Source organism: Aeromonas sp. 600527, from assembly GCF_049175415.1.
GTDB lineage: Bacteria > Pseudomonadota > Gammaproteobacteria > Enterobacterales > Aeromonadaceae > Aeromonas > Aeromonas veronii_A.
Genome location: NZ_JAAKVA010000008.1, coordinates 132,196 through 147,649 on the forward strand (window position 1 = coordinate 132,196; position 15,454 = coordinate 147,649).

Below are 15,454 nucleotides of genomic sequence, written 5' to 3' on the forward strand. Positions count from 1 at the left end.
AATAGAAATAGGCTTTGTGTATTTTTTTCTTCAAAATTAGCGAGCGTTTAATGAGATATCGCTAACGGGAGTGCAAAAAAATGCCGGAAAATTACCGGATCGATAATCTCGATCAGGCCATCCTCACCGCCCTGATGGAGAATGCGCGTATTCCTTATGCCGAACTGGCCAAGCAGCTGGCAGTCAGCCCGGGTACCATCCATGTGCGGGTGGAGAAGATGAAGCAGGCGGGGATCATCGAGGGGACGCGGGTGCAGGTTAACCCCAAGAAGCTGGGCTATGACGTCTGCTGCTTTATCGGCATCAATCTGAAGAGCGCCAAGGATTACCCCTCGGCGCTGGCCAAGCTGCAGGCGCTGGACGAGGTGGTGGAGGCCTACTACACCACCGGCCACTACAGCATCTTCATGAAGGTGATGACCCGCTCCATCGACGAGCTGCAGATAGTGCTGATCAACAAGATCCAGACCATCGACGAGATCCAGTCCACCGAGACGTTAATCTCGCTGCAAAACCCGATCTTGCGGGATGTGAAACCCTGACCTGTTGATCAGGGTTCGATATAGGGGATGCTGTACTTGTCGTAGAGGGCTTTGAGGCTGCCGTTGCGCTTCATGCGCAGCAGCTCGGCATCGTAGGCGGCCATCTGGGCGGGCGTGTTCGCGTCGGCCCGTGCGCGGGTCCAGGTGTTGAAGTAGGGGCTGCTTTTGAGTGGCTTGGGCAGGTAATCGACTTTGCCCGTCAGCCCCTCCTCCTTGATCTGGGCGAAGGCGGTGACCAGCGGCATGGGCACGGTATCGATCCGCCCGGCCAGCAGTTTGCGCAGTTGCAGCTGGTTCATGGTGATCTCCTGAAACTGATAGGCCGGGTCGGTCATCGCCGCCGCCAGTTCTGGGGTATAGGAGAAATCCTTGGTCACGCCGATGCGCCAGGGTTTGAGATCGGCCAGCGTCTCGTAGCGGATCTTCAGCAGGTCGGCCTTGCGCACGAAGAAGTGCCAGCTGTGGCGTAGATGGGCCTGTTGGGGATAGATGAGATAACTCTCCCGCTCCGCCTTGTAGGAGTGGGTCATCATCAGGTCGCAGGCGCCGGTTCCGGCATTGCGGGTGAGGCGGGCTCCCGAATCGGCCAGTTCAATCCGGAAGGGCATCTCCAGCTTGTCGAAGATGGCGGTGACGATATCGATATCGAGCCCACGGGGTTTCTGATCGGCATCGAGAAACTTGAGCGGGGGCTCCATGGTGCCGCAGATCACCAGCTCCTTGGCCGGCAATCCGAGTGGAAACAGCAACCAAAACAGGGGGATCACACGCAAACTACGTCTCCTGAGCCCGTTTGAAGATATTCCAGAACCAGATTCCAGTATATTGGATGGCACCTGATCCGTTAGAAGCGACTGTTTATGGCAAACCCTGAAATCGAAAGTACGCTGGACGGGATCGACAAGTTGACCGTCTCGATCTACCGTCTGGGCCTGAGTGTGGCAGCCCTGTTGCTGCTTTGCCGTGGTGCGGCGCTGCTGAGCGGGTTGGCACTGCTCCCGTCGGCACAATGGTTGATGTCGCTGGCAGTGGCAAGCGCAATCTGCGGCTTCTCGCTGCATATCTACGACAAGCGGATTCGCCTGATTCTGCAGGGGTTTGGTTGGGGCTCGCTGGCGCTGGCTGCGGTGGGGGCACCGGATGCACTGGTGCTGGGAGCCGCGTTGGCAACCCTCTCCGGGCTGGCGTTTAAGGAGCAGTTTTGCTTCGCCATTCCCGGCATCAAGCTGGTGCCCATTTTGCTGCCGGTGTTATGGCTGCTGGAGTGGTTGCGGGTGGAGTGGGCCGCCGCACTGGTGGCGCTGGTCTGCGGGGCCCTGTTGACCTTGCTGGCGCTGGCCAAGTGGCGGATGCCTCTGCACTTCGATATCGGTGACAAGGGGCGTTACCAGATCTAGGTCTGCTGGCACACCTTCATCTGCTGGTTGATGGCCTGCATCACCTGACGGCGGCTGATGATGCCGATCACCTTGCCCTGTTGCAGCACCGGGTAGATCTTGGGCTTGGCATCGGCCATCTGGCGGGCCAGCTCCAGAATACAGTCATCCGGCCCGACCGAGAGGGGCGAGCGGTTCATCAGATCCTCCACCCGGGTGCGGGTATCGCAGTAGTAGCTGCCAGTTAGCAGGCTGGGAATGCAATCTTGTTCGGAGAGAAAGCCGATCAGCCGTTTCTGCTCATCCAGCACCGGCAAGCCGCCAAGGCCCGATTGATGCAGGCGATCCAGCGCCTCGGCCAGGCCAAGGCCGGCTGTGAGGGAGTGGGTCAGACGACCCATGTGATGGTGTACTTTCAGCATGGTGGTGACTCCGCAAGAGGGGGATGTCGCCACTATGACGCGGGTGGGTGGTCCGCGACCAATGGCTTGTGCCGCAGGGATTGATAGGCACAAGCCATCGGCGGTGATCCGCTGGCAGGCGGGCTTCGTTCATGCAAGACCATGAAAGGGAAAGGAGATCGTATGCGTGCATTGGTTACGGGCTGCGGCCGTCGACTCGGATTTTATCTCTGTGAACAGTTGGTGGCGGCGGGTTGGCAGGTGACGGGCAGTTATCGCAGCGAGCGGCCGGAGCTGGCCACGTTGGCTGCATTGGGGGTCGAACTGGTGCAGGCGGATTTTGGCCGGGAAGCGGACGTTGGCAAGCTGCTCGATCTGCTGGCTGCCCATCAGGATCTGGCGCTGGTGATTCACAACGCTTCGGCCTTCGAGCCGCAGGCAACTGATCCGGCGGCGCAACTGGCCCAGTTCGAGCAGTTCTACCGGGTACACATGGCGGCCCCCTTCCAGCTAAACCGGGCGCTGGCCCCCCAGCTGGCCAGCAATCCCAACGCCAGCATCATTCACATCACCGATATCTATATCCATGCCCCGGCCCCCCGTTTTGCCAGTTATGTGGCGACCAAGGCTGGAGCCCATTCGCTGGCCATGAGCTTTGCCCGGGAGCTGGCGCCTGCGGTTCGGGTCAACACCATAGAGCCGGGTCCCATCCTGTTTCTCGACGAGCATGACGAAAGCTGGCGCCAGCAGGTGTTGGCGAAAACACCGCTGGCGCGGGAGGGGGGGCTTGAGCCCATCTGGCAGGCGGTGCAGTTACTGATGGGGAACAGTTATATGACGGGGGCCAGCATCAAGGTGGATGGCGGGCGCGCGCTGGCCACTCTCTGAGGGGTTGCCGAGCACCAGCGGCTCCAGACCGACCTGCCTGGTCAGTAAGCCCTTGCCGGGCTTGTCCGAGGGGCCGGGAAGCGCCACCTGCAACGCCACCTTGGGGTCATGCACCTCGCCATGGCCGTAGAGTTCCGCCAGCAGCTCCGCCAGATAGGAATCGACCTCTGCCGTGGCAAAGTCACCGTGCGTGTTGCTGGCCAGAATATCGATGTCGAGCGGCCGATCGTGCACCTTGCAGAGCGGGTCGCTGCGATCCCGGCCGTGAGCCACTTCGAGGGCGACAAAGCGCTGCTTGAGGCGGACGGCATCGAGCGGGCTCTCCACCACCAGCAGGCAGTTGAGAAAGTCGTGGCTGGAGTGCATTCCCACCGGCTTGGTGCGGATCACCGAACTCAGTTGCAGGGGGCCGACGTGCGCAAGCAGCTCGGCCAGCGCACGGCTGACATGGATATGCGGATCAAGATTGGAACCAATGCTACACAGATAGAACATGCTCACCTTCCCGGGGTTGGGCTCATCTGAAATGTATACGCAGCTCACGGTTATCGGATTAACTATGACTTAACATTGTCTTATCTATTGTGATCCGGCACTGATTGGCAGAAAGGAGGTTTGCATGAGTGTGGAGCTGAAATGGGCGCTGTTGACCGCTTCGGGAGCATTGGCGATGATCCTGACCATCTGTCTGGCCTCTGTCGCGTTAGCGTGAATCATCACAATCCAGATAATCCAAACCGGCCCGTTGGCCGGTTTTGTTTTTCGGGGCGCTGCGGCTATGCTGGCGCACCGGTGAGAAAGCAAGAGAAGAGATGATGACCAAGGTTCGCCCACGCTCCCTGCTGCAAGTGGTATTGATGGGATTCGTGCTGGTGCTGATGCCGCTGGGTGGGATGATCTGGCACAACAGTACTGCCCTTGCCCACCTCAGCCAGCTCACCAGTGACGAGATGGAACGGGCGGTCAAGGATACCCGTCGCGCCACCCTGCTGACGGCGCAGGTTATCGACATTGAACGTACCTTGCGCCGCTTCGCGGTGCTGGGGGATCGCCGCAGCCTCACCAGCTATCAGCAGCAACTCGACGGGTATCGGGTATTGCTGGCAGAGCATCGCAACTCCATCTCCGACGGCCAGCTCTATAGCGGGCTCGACCAGGGGCTGGCCTGGCTCGACAGCTTGCAGGATGCCGCGTTGGCACGAGCGGCAGTGGCTGGCGACAAGCTAGAGCTGTTTAACGATGCAAACAAGCAGCTCGAAATGGTTACCCGCAGCCGGGTTGATGAGCACATGGATCGGGTACGTCTCACCATCGCCGGATTGACCAGGGAGCTCTGGTGGGTGAGCGGTGCCGTGGCAGCCATCAGCTTGCTGCTGGTCTTTATCTTCACTTACCTCATCATCCACCCGGTACGACAGATTGAGTCGCGCATCTTGAGTCTGGGGGCGGGGGTGGAGCCCGATCCTCATCCGGTCGATGGCCCTGCCGAGCTGGTGTTGCTGGGGGAGAGGATCCTCTGGTTGCACGACAAACTCAAGGAGCTGGAGCAGCAGAAATACCAGTTCCTGCGCCATGTCTCCCACGAGCTCAAGACCCCGTTGGCAGTGCTGCGGGAAGGCTCGGATCTGCTCTGCGAGCAGTTGGTCGGGCCGTTGACGCCGGATCAGCTGGAGATCTGTCAGATGCTTGACGAGAGTAGCCGTCGTCTGCAGACCCTGATCGAGCGGTTGCTCGACTTTAATCGCCTCAGCCAGCAGGAAGCCTTCGAGCTGGAGTCCGTTCCCCTGCAGCCCATGCTGTCAGAACTCATCGTGGAATATCGGCTTGCATTGGAGTCCAAGCAGATCCGTGTACACTTGCCGACTGGGCCGGTTGCCCTGTGGGCGGAGCCTTACCGGCTGCGACTGATCCTCGATAACCTCTTCTCCAATGCCGTCAGTTACGGCGCCAGCGGGGGCAATATCTGGATCAGGGCAGGACAGGACAAACAGATAAGCTGGCTGGAGGTAGCCAACGAGGGGCCAGAGATCCCTGCTGCCGATCAGCAACGTATTTTTGAACCCTTCGAACAGGGCAGTACAGTGCGGCAAGGTGTATTGAAAGGCTCTGGTATGGGCCTCTCTATCGCCCGTGAGTCTGCCCATAGCCTCGGAGGTGAGTTGGTTCTGGTAAGAGATGAACAGGCAGATGTCTGCTTCAGGTTGACGTTGAAAAGAGAACTATGAAGATACAGCGCGTATTTCCAGCCCTGATGATGGGGTTGCTCGCGGGTTGCGGCCTGCTGCCACAGCACGAGCAGCAGAACTCCTCCGATATCGCTTTTGCCAAGCGGATGGAGTTTGCCAACAAGGAGATGCAGGTACGTCTGCAATACTCCGACTGGTTGCTGGCCAGCCATCCCCAGCAGCGTGTGCAGGAGCGTCAACGCCTGAAAGGGGCGGGAGATCTTGAGAGCCGGGTCAGTCTGGCGATGGTGGATTCCCACCCGGCCGAATCGGTGGCCAATCGCACCGCCGGGCTGGTGCGCCTGAAGCAGATGCTGCCCGAGCTGGGTCTTGATGCACAGGCTTTTTTGCGCAGCTGGATCGCTCTCGGAGAGCAGTTGCTGGCTCGCGACAGCCGGCGTGATGATCAGAGTCAGGAGATCCAGCGGCTGCGTCGTCAGATCGAGCAGCTGACTGCAATTGACGACCAGCTCAACCAGCGCAAGCTGAATGAGAATCGTGAGGCTATACCATGAGCCGGATCCTGTTGGTGGATGACGACGTCAGCCTGCTCAAACTGATGAGCATGCGGCTGCGCAGTCAGGGTTATGAGGTGGATACCGCCGACAGTGCGGAGGGAGCCCTTGATCGGCTTCGTCAGCAGCGGGCCGATCTGGTGTTGAGCGATTTGCGGATGGGGGGGATGGATGGCCTTGCTCTATTCGAGCGGATCCAGGCCCAGTGGTTGGGGCTGCCGGTCATCATCATGACTGCCCACGGCACCATACCGGACGCTATTCAGGCCACCCGCTCCGGCGTCTTCAGCTTTCTGACCAAACCCATCAACAAGGACGAACTACTGGCCACCATCGAACATGCGCTCAGCTTGACCCGGCCGAAACAGCAGCAGGAGTGGCAGTCGTTGATCCTGACCCGCAACCCCCAGCTGGAACAGTTGCTGATTCAGGCCCACAGCATCGCCACTATGGAGGTCCCTGTGCTGATCATGGGGCCATCCGGTTCCGGCAAGGGGGCAATGGCGCAGGCGTTGCACCAGGCCAGCCAGCGGTGCGACAAGCCGCTCTATACCATCAACTGCGCCGCCATTCCCTGGGCTTCCCTCGATCTGCAACTGTTTGGTGAAGATGGCCAATCCGGTCTGTTCGAGCAGGCCAAGGGGGCGACCCTGTTTCTTGACGAGATTGGCAGCTTATCTGAATCCTTGCAGGCCAAGCTGCTGCAGGTGATGGAAGAGTATGGCCAGGGCACGCCTGAGGTACGGGTGCTCAGCTCCAGCCATCAGGATCTGGTCAAGGCGATGGAGGAGGGGCGCTTTCGGGACGATCTCTTTTACCGTCTTAACGTTGCCAACATCACTTTGCCCTCTCTCAGTGCCCGTAGTGAGGACATTCCGCTGCTTGCCAGACAGGCGCTGGATGATTATCGCTGCCGCCATAGCGACTGTGCGGCTATGGGCTTCTCACCGGAGGCGCTGGCGATGTTGGCCGCAGCCGCCTGGCCGGGTAATGTGCGTCAACTCTGCAACCTGGTGGAGCAACTCGCCAGCCTCTGTTGCAGTCCGGTGATCGGGGTCTCCATGGTGGAGTCCGCGTTGAGTGGTGGGGGCGGCGGCATCCCCTCGTTCAACGAGGCGCGGGCAGAATTCGAGAAGGAGTATCTGATCCGTTTGCTGCGCACCACCGAGGGCAATGTGACCCTGGCGGCCAACATGGCGGGCAGAAACCGTACCGATTTTTACAAACTATTGAATCGGCACGGTATCGAGGCAGCAAACTTCAAATCGAAGGGATAAATCAGGCGGGATCAATCGCTGCCGGAGCAGCATCGGCTTTTTGGGTTTTATGGGAGAGCCATAAGCCGCTCGCCTTCATCAGGTAACCGAACAAGGCGCCGATGATGAGGGAGGGGAGGATCAACCGCCACTCGCCAGCCGCCCCGAAGGTGGCACAGCAACCGGCAAAGGTGCCTGGAATGTAGCCGAGCCACTGCTGCTTGGCCTGCACGCACATCAGGGTTGCGACTACCCCCGTCATCACATAACCCGCCACACCCGCCCCCCACAGACTGTCGCCATGGATCAGTAGCAGTGCCCACAGCATGCCGCTGGTGTTGCAGAAGATGGTTTGCAGCAGCGCCTTGTAGCCACCGCTTGACGCGAAATAGCTGGTGCAGCCGAGAAAGCCGACCCAGGAGATAAGGCCGAACGCGACGGCAATCCAGCCCCAGACGGCGGAGAGAATTCCAGTGGTGAGGGCGATGGCGATCAGTGGGCTCATGGGGCGACTCTTCAGTTGGCTTCGCAAAAGGGGGCAGCCTACCTCCGGCAATCGGGCCGGCAAGCGGGGGCGGAATTGTGTGTGATCTGCATCACTCTTTTCAACTCAGGAATACGCTTGCGCTCGCGAAAAAAATTCATTGGTGACCGGCCTGACACTCGACCATAGTTAGAGGCCCTGTCCTGCTCATGGAGTGAGTCTGATGGCGCCCAATGTGATCGTTCCCCTACTGGTGTTCGTAGTCCTGTTTCTGGTCGGAAATATGGCCAAGGCGCTGCCTCTGCACCACATAATGTAATCTTGTGTGAAATAAAAATCTGCCGGGGCGGGTCTTATCCATAGTGCCTCACTCAGCCCCGGGAGTTTTTCATGTTGATCAAGCGTCGTACCGCCCACCCCCTCACCGAACAGGATGTCACCCCGGAAGCCGTCTATCAGGACCGCCGCCTCATTCTCAAGGGGCTGGGTCTGGGGGCGGCCACCCTGGCGTTTCCCACTCAGGCCGGTGTACTCGATCTGCTGCGCGGTAAAGAGGATGCTCCCCAATTAGCCACCCAGCCGCTCAACAGCAAGCCTGCGGAGCGCCCGGCCAATCTGGTGCTGACACCGGAAGAGAAGGCAACCAGTTACAACAACTTCTATGAGCTCGGCACCGACAAGTCCGACCCGGCTCGCAACGCACATTACCTCAAGCCCGAACCCTGGACCCTCAAGGTGGAGGGGGAGGTGGCCAAGCCCTTTACCCTAGATGTGTGGGATCTCATCAACAAGAGCGAGCTGGAGGAGCGGATCTACCGGCTACGCTGCGTTGAAGCCTGGTCCATGGTACTGCCCTGGAACGGCATCTCGCTGGCAGAGATCATCCGCCGCGCCGAGCCCACCAGTCGCGCCAAGTTTGTCGCCTTCGAGACCCTGTTTGACCCGAAACAGCTGCCGGGGCAGGCCTCCAGTCTGGGGGGCGGCATCGAGTATCCCTACGTGGAAGGTCTGCGTATCGACGAGGCGATGCACCCTCTCTCTTTCCTTGCGATGGGGCTCTACGGCAAGACCCTGCCCGCCCAGAATGGCGCGCCGATCCGGTTGGTGGTGCCGTGGAAGTACGGCTTCAAGAGCATCAAGAGCATCGTCTCGATCCGGCTGGTAGAGGAGATGCCTCCGACCACCTGGAACCTGCTGGCTCCTAACGAATATGGCTTCTACGCCAACGTCAACCCGCAGGTGGATCACCCGCGCTGGAGTCAGGCCAGCGAGCGCTTTATCGGCGAGGGTGGAGTGTTTGGCGCCAAGCGTCAGCCGACCCTGATGTTCAACGGCTATGGTGACGAAGTCGCCTCGCTCTATCAGGGGATGGATCTGCGCCAATGGTACTGAGATTGAAACCGGCCCATGTTAGCGGCTTGCGGGCGCTGGTGCATCTGGGCTCCCTCGGCTTCCTGCTTTGGCTGGTTTTTGCCATTCCGGCAGGTCTGCTGGGGGGCGATCCGGTGCCCGAGCTTATCCACTACCTCGGCAAGGGGGCGCTCAACCTGCTGCTGCTCACCCTGCTGGTGTCACCGCTGGCCAAGCGCTGGCGGCAGGGGCCGCTCATCAAGCTGCGCCGCCCCCTCGGGCTCTGGTGTTTTGCCTGGGCGTTGCTCCACTTCATGGCGTGGCTGGGACTGGATCTGCAGTTTGACTGGGGCTTGATTGGCGGCGAGCTGGTCAAGCGCAGCTACATAGTGGTGGGGATGGTGGCCCTGCTGCTGCTGGCTGCCCTCAGTATCACCTCGCTGCCCGCATTGCAGCGCAGAATGGGCGCAGCATGGCAGAAGCTACACAACTGGGTTTATGCGGTAGCCCTGCTGGTGCCGGTGCACTACTGGTGGTCGCTCAAGAGCGGTTGGGGGGAGCCCCTCATCTACCTGCTGCTGGCCTGCGCTCTGCTTTGGCCGAGGCGGGAGAAGCTGCTGCGCCCCATGCGAGGACGCTGGAACGCAAAAGAGGCCTAATCGGCCTCTTGTTGTTTGATCTCGCCTGTGTAGGCATCAATGATGAGATATACCGTCTGATCCTGGCGATTGAGGGTTTTGACCTCGAATTTGTCCCCTTCCAGCTCCACTTCCCGAATGTCGTGATACCCTTGCGCCAGCAGGAGTTTGACCAGCCCGGCCATGTCGAGACGGCTCTGTGCCGCCCAGCTTGTGGCGCTCAACAGGCAAAGGATCAGCAGGAAACTGCGCGGGATCATATTCATTCCGGATTCATGGCTGGCAGACTATAAACGCCATTATGTTAGGTTTTTGGAGATGAATCATCCATGAATAGAGCGCTCCCTCTGCTCGGGTTATTGCTGCCGGTGCTGGCACAGGCGGTCACGCCTGATGAAGCCCAGCTGCAGCAAGCTGTCCATGAGGGACGGGTTCGGCCCTTCCATGAAATGATGGAGGTGGCGGCCAGGTTGCCGGTACGGGTGTTGCGGGTGGATCTGGGAGAAGAGGATGGTATCTGGCTCTATGAACTGCGCGTCATCGATCGGGAAAACAGCGTGATCAAGGTAGCCTATCGGGCCGACAACCTTGAGCTGGTGTGGGCCAAGGGCCACCACCTGGAGCGTCTGTTCGAACCGCCTGTCTCTCCGATCGAGGATGATGAATAACCCCAGAGTGGAAATCTGTTCATGCGAATTCTGATTGTTGAAGATGAAAAAATCCTGGCCGGCCAGCTGGCTGAGCAGTTGCGCCTCTCCGGCTTTGTCACCGACCTCTGCCATGATGGCAACGAGGCCGGTTTTCTCGGCGAGACCGAACCCTACGATGCCATCATTCTCGACCTCGGCCTGCCTGGACGCGATGGCCTGAGCGTGTTGAAGGAGTGGCGCAGCAAGGGGATCGATACGCCGGTGCTGGTGCTGACCGCCCGTGGCCAACTGCACGAGAAGATTGAGGGGCTAAACGCCGGTGCCGATGACTACCTCACCAAGCCGTTCCAGGTGGCCGAGTTGGTGGCGCGGGTCCATGCGCTGGTGCGACGGGCTGCCGGCAATGCCAGCTCCGTTCTGGAGATTGGCGGGGTGCGGCTCGATATGGCGGCCTCCCAGGTGTGGTACGAAGGGACCCCCATCAAGCTGACCGCCCACGAGTTCCGGGTGCTGGGTTATCTGATGCAGCACAGGGGCAAGGTGGTATCGCGCAGCGAGCTGATCGACCACATCTATGCCCAGGATTTCGATCGTGACTCCAACACCGTTGAGGTGTTCATCGGCCGGATCCGCAAGAAGACCCATCCAGACTTGATTGAGACAGTGCGTGGTCTCGGATACCGGATCAACGAATGAGGTTGGTCCGAACCCTTCGGGGGCGGCTGCTTGCCATTGCGCTGGTGTGGTGCGGGCTGTTTCTGTTCGCTACCGGCTTCAGCCTGCAGACCATGATGCGCAACTACTGGCAGGAGGCAGAGGCTGACGGCTTGCGCCTGCAACTCTACGATCTGCTCTCCCGGTTGGAGGTGGAGAAGAGTGGTCTGCCTGTGGTGATCGAACCGATGGCCGATCCCCGTTTCAGCCAACCTTACTCCGGCTACTACTGGCAGCTGGAACTGGGGGAAAATGTGGTGGGCCGCTCCCGCTCCCTGTGGGACACCCATCTGGTGAGCCATGGCCTCAAGTCTGCCTTTGGCGATCCTGACCTCTTTTTTGGCAAGGGACCCAACAAGGAGCCGCTGCTGATCATGACCCGTACCGTGCTGTTGCCCGGTTCGGATCGGGTCTTTACCCTGGTGATGGCCAAGGACAGCAGCACCCTGATCCAGACCCTGAAGAAAACCCGCATCAGCCTGTTCCTCGGTCTCGGTTTTGCCGCCGCCGGTCTGGTGCTCGGCTTCATGTTCCAGATCGTCTACGGTTTGCGGCCGCTGCACCTGCTACGCCGTGAACTGGGGCGGGTTCACGAGGGTCATCAGGAGGGATTTCGGCTGCGCTATCCGCTGGAGATCCAGCCGCTGGTGGAGGATATCAACCGGCTGCTGCACCACTACGGCGAGCTGCTGCAGCGGGCCCGTGCCCACACCGGCAATCTTGCTCACGCCCTCAAGACGCCGCTCAGCATCATGCGCAATCAGGTGGCACAGTTGCCGCCGGAGGATCAGGCCGCCATCGGCGAGCAACTCGACCAGATCCAGCGCCATATCGACTATCACCTCGGCAAGGCGCGGGTGACCGGCGCTGCCAAGATCCTCGGGGTGTCGACCCCGGTGCGGGCGCGGGTGGAGTATATCTGCCGCGCTTTCTCCCGCCTCTATCCGGGCAAGACGGTGGATCTGCAGGTGCCCGCCAATCTGGCGGTCGGGGTGGAGGAGCAGGATTTCGACGAGATGGTGGGCAATTTGCTGGAGAACGCCTTCAAGTGGTCAGCCAGCGAGCTGCGTATCTCCAGCGCCGAGCTGGGGGGCTGGATCACCCTGCGTATCGAGGATGACGGCCCCGGCATGAGCGAGGATCAGATCGCCAAGGCGGTGCTGCGCGGGGTGCGGCTCGACGAGAAGGTGCCGGGTTCCGGTCTCGGTCTCAACATCGTATCCGATCTGGCGGAAGCCTATCGAGGCAGCTTTATTATGGGCCGCGCCGAACTGGGCGGGCTGGCCGCCTCCCTCTCGTTGCCCAAGGTGGCAAGGGTCGAGAGCTAGGCATAAGATATGGCATTTGTTTTAGCCTGAGGAAGAGAACCATGACCGACGATCCGTGGGCCCTGTGCCATCTTGACGATTCATTCGATGCCTCTGTACTGGGGGTCAAGGGCGCCCAGATCCAGTGGTTTGAAGATCGGGATGGCCTGATTGCCTATCTGCTGGAAGATTATGTCGATCTGCTGGCCGATGTGGGCGAGCTGGACGAGGAGCAGACCGAACAGGCGCGTGAGCGCTTCACCCTGCTGGTGGAGCAGAGCTTTGACGATCGCACCCTGATGGATGCTATCAACGATCTCGCCTCCGGCTTGCGCCGCATCGCCTGGTTGGGGCCACTCTCGGAGCTGGCGGAGATCAGCGACGACTTTGCTTCCGGTCTGCGCCGTTACTTCTGGAGCCAGTACGATGGCGATGAAGATGACCCGGACGCCTGGGTGCCGGAAGAGCTGTGGCCGCAGCTGGTGGAGTGCGCGCAGGAGTATATGGAAGAGGGGGATTTTTAAATCTGTCCGGACTATGTGTGCTCTTTGGCAGACAGATAAAGAAACGGCGCCTTGATGGCGCCGTTTTTATTGGGTGGCAATCGCCTTAGCCGTTGGCCGGTACCGCGTGGGCGGTGTTGGCCAGCACAGGTCCTGTGTACTTCTCGATCTGCAACTGGGCCATGTGGCCGCAGTTGCCCTGTGCCAGACTGGACGAGCCTTCGTCGAAGGTGAGGCAGTTGACGTTGCCGTTTTTGCAGATGCTGCCCGCTTCGCCCGGCTTGGCCGGGTCGTACCAGGCCCCTTCGCAGATCCGCACCACCCCTTGGCGCACATCTTCGGAGAGCAGGGCGCCCACCAGGATCTGGCCGCGCTCGTTGAAGGCACGCACCAAATCCCCCTGGGCGATACCACGAGCCTTGGCATCCAGCGGATGGATCATGATCGCCTCGCGGTCGGCGATGGCGAACTTGTCCCGCAGCGGAGTGTTGTCGAGCTGGGAGTGCAGCCGCTGGGTCGGGTGGGAGGTGTTGAGCGACAGCGGATAGCGCGCTGCCACCTCGCTCTTCACCCACTCCTTCGGCTCATACCACTTGGGATGGCCGGCGCAGTCGGCATAACCCATCCCCGCCACCGTGTTGGAGAAGATCTCGATCTTGCCGGACGGGGTGCCGAGCGGGTTGAGCAGCGGGTTCTCGCGAAAATCGGCGTGACGGATCCACTGGCGGTTGGCCTCGGGGATCGGGAAGCGGATGTAGTTGTTGGACTCCCAGAACATGTTGAATGGCGGCAGCGCCACGCGGGCACCACGGGCCTGCGCCGCCATGCCGTCGTACATCTGCTTGAGCCACAGCATCTCATCCTTCCCTTCGGTGTACTGCTCCTGCACGCCCAGTTTGGCGGCGATGGCGCTGAAGATATCGAAGTCGTTGCGGGCTTCAAACTGGGGCGGCACGCACTGATGCATCGGGAACACATAGCGCTGGGAGTAGTCGCCCCCCATCTCCAGATCGTTGCGCTCGTAGCTGGTGGTGACCGGCAGCACGATATCGGCGTGCTTGGCGGTGGCGGTCCAGTAAGGCTCGTGAACGATCACGGTCTGCGGTTTGCGCCACGCCTGCAGCAGGTTGTTGGTGTCCTGATGGTGGTGGAAGGGGTTGCCGCCCGCCACGTAGACCAGCTTGATGTCCGGATAGGTCACCTTGCGGCCGTTGAAGTCGATGGTTTTGCCCGGGTTGGCGAGACAGTCGGCGATGCGCGCCACCGGGATTGGGGCCGGGCTGTTCTTCGGTGCGTTGCCGGCGGAGATACCCGCCAGAATGCCGCCCTTGGCAGTGGGGCTGCCACCGGAGGAGTAGTGGTAGCTGAAGCCGTAGCCGCCGCCCGGCAGGCCGATCTGGCCCAGCATGGAAGCCAGGGTCACCAGCATCCAGTTCGGCTGTTCGCCATGCTGCTGACGCTGCATGCCCCAACCGGCCATGATCATGGTGCGCTTGGCGGCCATGTCGAGAGCCAGCTGGCGGATCACCTTGGCATCGACGCCGCAGACGCTGCTCGCCCATTCGGCGCTCTTCGGTTGGCCGTCATCCTTGCCGAGCAGATAGTCCAGAAACTTGTCGAAGCCGACGGTGTAGCGATCTAGGAAAGCCTGATCGTGCTTCTTCTCGCTGTAGAGGGTGTGAGCCACACCCAGCATCATGGCCACGTCGGTGTAGGCGTTCGGGGCAATCCACTCGGCACCGACCAGCTTGGCGGTCTCGTTGTAGATGGGATCGATGCTGATGACGCGGGTGCCCTTCTCTTTCAGCGCCATGAAGCCGGCCTGACCTTCGTGATCCGGCATGTTCCAGCTGTTCTTCAGAGTTACTTGAGCGTTGACCCCCCACAGCACCACCAGTTCGGCGTTCTCGACCACGTTGGGCCAAGCGGTCTGCTGCTCGTACACCTCGATGGAGCCCATCACGTGGGACATGATCACCTGGGCCGCGCCGGTGGAGTAGTCACCGGCATAACCGGTGAAACCGCCGGAGAGGTTCATCAGGCGGTGCAGCAGGGTGCGGCTGTTGTGGAACATGCCGACACTCTTCCAGCCGTAGGAGCCGGCGTGGATCGCCTGCGGGCCGAAGTCACTCTGCACGCGCTGGATTTCACCGGCCACCAGTTCGATGGCTTTCTCCCAGCTCACCCGCACCCACTCGTCGGCGCCGCGCAGCTCGGGCTTGGCGCCCGGGCCGTGCTCCAGCCAGCTCTTGCGTACCATGGGATACTTGATGCGGTTCTTGGCGTGCACCTGGAACGGCGCCATGTCGATAAGATCGTTCGGCGCCGGATCATCGGCTACCGGCTGGACGCGCACCATGCGACCATCTTCGACGATCGCCTCGAAGGCACCCCAGTGGGCGCCGGTCAGAATGCCCTTCTGGGCGGGCACCAGAGTCGGGAACTGACTCAATGCGGTGCTGATGGCTTGTGCCAGCGCACTCTTGGGAAAAATGCCGCCGAGCAGGGGCAGGGCTGCGCAGGCGCCGAGCCCCTTGAGCAGGTTGCGGCGGGACAGATTGGTCTTCTTGTCATTGAAAAAAGTCATAACGGTTATCCTCTGTGC

At 60.6% G+C, this 15,454-nt stretch carries 19 protein-coding genes; 13 read left to right on the forward strand and 6 right to left on the reverse strand.

What is annotated here, in order from left to right:
- The first annotated feature begins 80 nt into the window (after positions 1 to 80).
- Positions 81 to 542, forward strand: coding sequence for a transcriptional regulator AsnC (asnC, locus tag G5154_RS12135; RefSeq protein ID WP_005339783.1), 462 nt, complete (start codon positions 81 to 83; stop codon positions 540 to 542).
- Between the two features lie 8 nt (positions 543 to 550).
- Here asnC and G5154_RS12140 read toward each other — a convergent pair whose 3' ends face one another.
- On the reverse strand, positions 551 to 1,315 hold the full coding sequence (locus tag G5154_RS12140; protein ID WP_421250897.1) for a substrate-binding periplasmic protein: 765 nt from the start codon (positions 1,313 to 1,315) through the stop codon (positions 551 to 553).
- A gap of 87 nt (positions 1,316 to 1,402) precedes the next feature.
- Here G5154_RS12140 and G5154_RS12145 point away from each other — a divergent pair, with 87 nt between their 5' ends.
- Positions 1,403 to 1,939, forward strand: a complete 537-nt coding sequence (locus G5154_RS12145; RefSeq protein ID WP_421212398.1) for a DUF2301 domain-containing membrane protein — start codon at positions 1,403 to 1,405, stop codon at positions 1,937 to 1,939.
- Here the strand turns inward: G5154_RS12145 and G5154_RS12150 are convergent.
- Entirely contained in the window at positions 1,936 to 2,340 is a 405-nt protein-coding gene (locus tag G5154_RS12150) for a CBS domain-containing protein (RefSeq protein ID WP_421250896.1), read from the reverse strand. The two genes, G5154_RS12145 and G5154_RS12150, sit on opposite strands and share 4 nt — an antisense overlap.
- Before the next feature lie 162 nt (positions 2,341 to 2,502).
- Between G5154_RS12150 and G5154_RS12155 the strand changes: the two genes are divergently transcribed.
- Positions 2,503 to 3,207, forward strand: coding sequence for an SDR family oxidoreductase (locus tag G5154_RS12155; RefSeq protein ID WP_337073298.1), 705 nt, complete (start codon positions 2,503 to 2,505; stop codon positions 3,205 to 3,207).
- Here G5154_RS12155 and G5154_RS12160 read toward each other — a convergent pair.
- Positions 3,133 to 3,702, reverse strand: a complete 570-nt coding sequence (locus G5154_RS12160; protein WP_337073299.1) for a 2-amino-4-hydroxy-6-hydroxymethyldihydropteridine diphosphokinase — start codon at positions 3,700 to 3,702, stop codon at positions 3,133 to 3,135. The two genes, G5154_RS12155 and G5154_RS12160, sit on opposite strands and share 75 nt — an antisense overlap.
- A gap of 124 nt (positions 3,703 to 3,826) precedes the next feature.
- On the opposite strand from G5154_RS12160, the gene G5154_RS12165 reads away from it, so the two are divergent.
- The 4 genes from G5154_RS12165 (at position 3,827) to G5154_RS12180 (ending at position 7,224) form a co-directional block, all read left to right on the forward strand.
- Positions 3,827 to 3,919, forward strand: coding sequence for a YnhF family membrane protein (locus tag G5154_RS12165; RefSeq protein WP_005341891.1), 93 nt, complete (start codon positions 3,827 to 3,829; stop codon positions 3,917 to 3,919).
- Between the two features lie 103 nt (positions 3,920 to 4,022).
- Positions 4,023 to 5,432, forward strand: a complete 1,410-nt coding sequence (locus G5154_RS12170) for a sensor histidine kinase (RefSeq protein ID WP_005341889.1) — start codon at positions 4,023 to 4,025, stop codon at positions 5,430 to 5,432.
- Positions 5,429 to 5,947, forward strand: coding sequence for a hypothetical protein (locus tag G5154_RS12175; protein WP_337073300.1), 519 nt, complete (start codon positions 5,429 to 5,431; stop codon positions 5,945 to 5,947). Before G5154_RS12170 ends, G5154_RS12175 begins: the two co-directional genes overlap by 4 nt.
- Positions 5,944 to 7,224: a sigma 54-interacting transcriptional regulator gene (locus tag G5154_RS12180; protein ID WP_337073301.1), complete on the forward strand. Its 1,281-nt coding sequence runs from the start codon at positions 5,944 to 5,946 to the stop codon at positions 7,222 to 7,224. The genes G5154_RS12175 and G5154_RS12180 overlap by 4 nt, the downstream gene beginning before the upstream one ends.
- A 1-nt stretch (position 7,225) precedes the next feature.
- Here G5154_RS12180 and G5154_RS12185 read toward each other — a convergent pair whose 3' ends face one another.
- Positions 7,226 to 7,708: a DUF1097 domain-containing protein gene (locus G5154_RS12185; RefSeq protein ID WP_421250895.1), complete on the reverse strand. Its 483-nt coding sequence runs from the start codon at positions 7,706 to 7,708 to the stop codon at positions 7,226 to 7,228.
- A gap of 369 nt (positions 7,709 to 8,077) precedes the next feature.
- Here G5154_RS12185 and msrP point away from each other — a divergent pair, with 369 nt between their 5' ends.
- Positions 8,078 to 9,079, forward strand: a complete 1,002-nt coding sequence (msrP, locus tag G5154_RS12190; protein ID WP_216979934.1) for a protein-methionine-sulfoxide reductase catalytic subunit MsrP — start codon at positions 8,078 to 8,080, stop codon at positions 9,077 to 9,079.
- Positions 9,070 to 9,696: a protein-methionine-sulfoxide reductase heme-binding subunit MsrQ gene (msrQ, locus tag G5154_RS12195; RefSeq protein WP_216979935.1), complete on the forward strand. Its 627-nt coding sequence runs from the start codon at positions 9,070 to 9,072 to the stop codon at positions 9,694 to 9,696. The genes msrP and msrQ overlap by 10 nt, the downstream gene beginning before the upstream one ends.
- On the opposite strand, the gene G5154_RS12200 is transcribed toward msrQ, so the two are convergent.
- Complete coding sequence (locus G5154_RS12200; protein WP_139741270.1) at positions 9,693 to 9,941, reverse strand: PepSY domain-containing protein; 249 nt, start codon at positions 9,939 to 9,941, stop codon at positions 9,693 to 9,695. The two genes, msrQ and G5154_RS12200, sit on opposite strands and share 4 nt — an antisense overlap.
- Positions 9,942 to 10,004: 63 nt before the next feature.
- Between G5154_RS12200 and G5154_RS12205 the strand changes: the two genes are divergently transcribed.
- Genes G5154_RS12205 through G5154_RS12220 form a run of 4 tightly spaced genes read left to right on the forward strand, consistent with a single transcriptional unit; the run spans position 10,005 to position 12,870 of the window.
- Positions 10,005 to 10,343, forward strand: a complete 339-nt coding sequence (locus G5154_RS12205) for a PepSY domain-containing protein (RefSeq protein WP_139741269.1) — start codon at positions 10,005 to 10,007, stop codon at positions 10,341 to 10,343.
- Between the two features lie 21 nt (positions 10,344 to 10,364).
- The gene (locus tag G5154_RS12210; protein WP_005341873.1) at positions 10,365 to 11,021 is read left to right on the forward strand and encodes a response regulator transcription factor; all 657 of its coding nucleotides are present in this window, start codon (positions 10,365 to 10,367) and stop codon (positions 11,019 to 11,021) included.
- Positions 11,018 to 12,367, forward strand: coding sequence for a sensor histidine kinase (locus tag G5154_RS12215; protein WP_236347911.1), 1,350 nt, complete (start codon positions 11,018 to 11,020; stop codon positions 12,365 to 12,367). The genes G5154_RS12210 and G5154_RS12215 overlap by 4 nt, the downstream gene beginning before the upstream one ends.
- Before the next feature lie 41 nt (positions 12,368 to 12,408).
- Complete coding sequence (locus tag G5154_RS12220; RefSeq protein WP_005341871.1) at positions 12,409 to 12,870, forward strand: hypothetical protein; 462 nt, start codon at positions 12,409 to 12,411, stop codon at positions 12,868 to 12,870.
- 85 nt (positions 12,871 to 12,955) lie between these two features.
- Here G5154_RS12220 and torA read toward each other — a convergent pair whose 3' ends face one another.
- Complete coding sequence (gene torA, locus G5154_RS12225; protein WP_421250893.1) at positions 12,956 to 15,436, reverse strand: trimethylamine-N-oxide reductase TorA; 2,481 nt, start codon at positions 15,434 to 15,436, stop codon at positions 12,956 to 12,958.
- Positions 15,437 to 15,454 lie beyond the last annotated feature (18 nt).

Excerpts from the sequence above, each read along its gene's own strand:
- asnC (WP_005339783.1), top strand. The coding sequence starts at position 81 with ATGCCGGAAAATTACCGGATCGATAATCTCGATCAGGCCATCCTCACC.
- G5154_RS12145 (WP_421212398.1), top strand. The coding sequence starts at position 1,403 with ATGGCAAACCCTGAAATCGAAAGTACGCTGGACGGGATCGACAAGTTG.
- G5154_RS12150 (WP_421250896.1), bottom strand. The coding sequence starts at position 2,340 with ATGCTGAAAGTACACCATCACATGGGTCGTCTGACCCACTCCCTCACA.
- G5154_RS12155 (WP_337073298.1), top strand. The coding sequence starts at position 2,503 with ATGCGTGCATTGGTTACGGGCTGCGGCCGTCGACTCGGATTTTATCTC.
- G5154_RS12160 (WP_337073299.1), bottom strand. The coding sequence starts at position 3,702 with ATGTTCTATCTGTGTAGCATTGGTTCCAATCTTGATCCGCATATCCAT.
- G5154_RS12165 (WP_005341891.1), top strand. The coding sequence starts at position 3,827 with ATGAGTGTGGAGCTGAAATGGGCGCTGTTGACCGCTTCGGGAGCATTG.
- G5154_RS12170 (WP_005341889.1), top strand. The coding sequence starts at position 4,023 with ATGACCAAGGTTCGCCCACGCTCCCTGCTGCAAGTGGTATTGATGGGA.
- G5154_RS12175 (WP_337073300.1), top strand. The coding sequence starts at position 5,429 with ATGAAGATACAGCGCGTATTTCCAGCCCTGATGATGGGGTTGCTCGCG.
- G5154_RS12180 (WP_337073301.1), top strand. The coding sequence starts at position 5,944 with ATGAGCCGGATCCTGTTGGTGGATGACGACGTCAGCCTGCTCAAACTG.
- G5154_RS12185 (WP_421250895.1), bottom strand. The coding sequence starts at position 7,708 with ATGAGCCCACTGATCGCCATCGCCCTCACCACTGGAATTCTCTCCGCC.
- msrP (WP_216979934.1), top strand. The coding sequence starts at position 8,078 with ATGTTGATCAAGCGTCGTACCGCCCACCCCCTCACCGAACAGGATGTC.
- msrQ (WP_216979935.1), top strand. The coding sequence starts at position 9,070 with ATGGTACTGAGATTGAAACCGGCCCATGTTAGCGGCTTGCGGGCGCTG.
- G5154_RS12200 (WP_139741270.1), bottom strand. The coding sequence starts at position 9,941 with ATGAATATGATCCCGCGCAGTTTCCTGCTGATCCTTTGCCTGTTGAGC.
- G5154_RS12205 (WP_139741269.1), top strand. The coding sequence starts at position 10,005 with ATGAATAGAGCGCTCCCTCTGCTCGGGTTATTGCTGCCGGTGCTGGCA.
- G5154_RS12210 (WP_005341873.1), top strand. The coding sequence starts at position 10,365 with ATGCGAATTCTGATTGTTGAAGATGAAAAAATCCTGGCCGGCCAGCTG.
- G5154_RS12215 (WP_236347911.1), top strand. The coding sequence starts at position 11,018 with ATGAGGTTGGTCCGAACCCTTCGGGGGCGGCTGCTTGCCATTGCGCTG.
- G5154_RS12220 (WP_005341871.1), top strand. The coding sequence starts at position 12,409 with ATGACCGACGATCCGTGGGCCCTGTGCCATCTTGACGATTCATTCGAT.
- torA (WP_421250893.1), bottom strand. The coding sequence starts at position 15,436 with ATGACTTTTTTCAATGACAAGAAGACCAATCTGTCCCGCCGCAACCTG.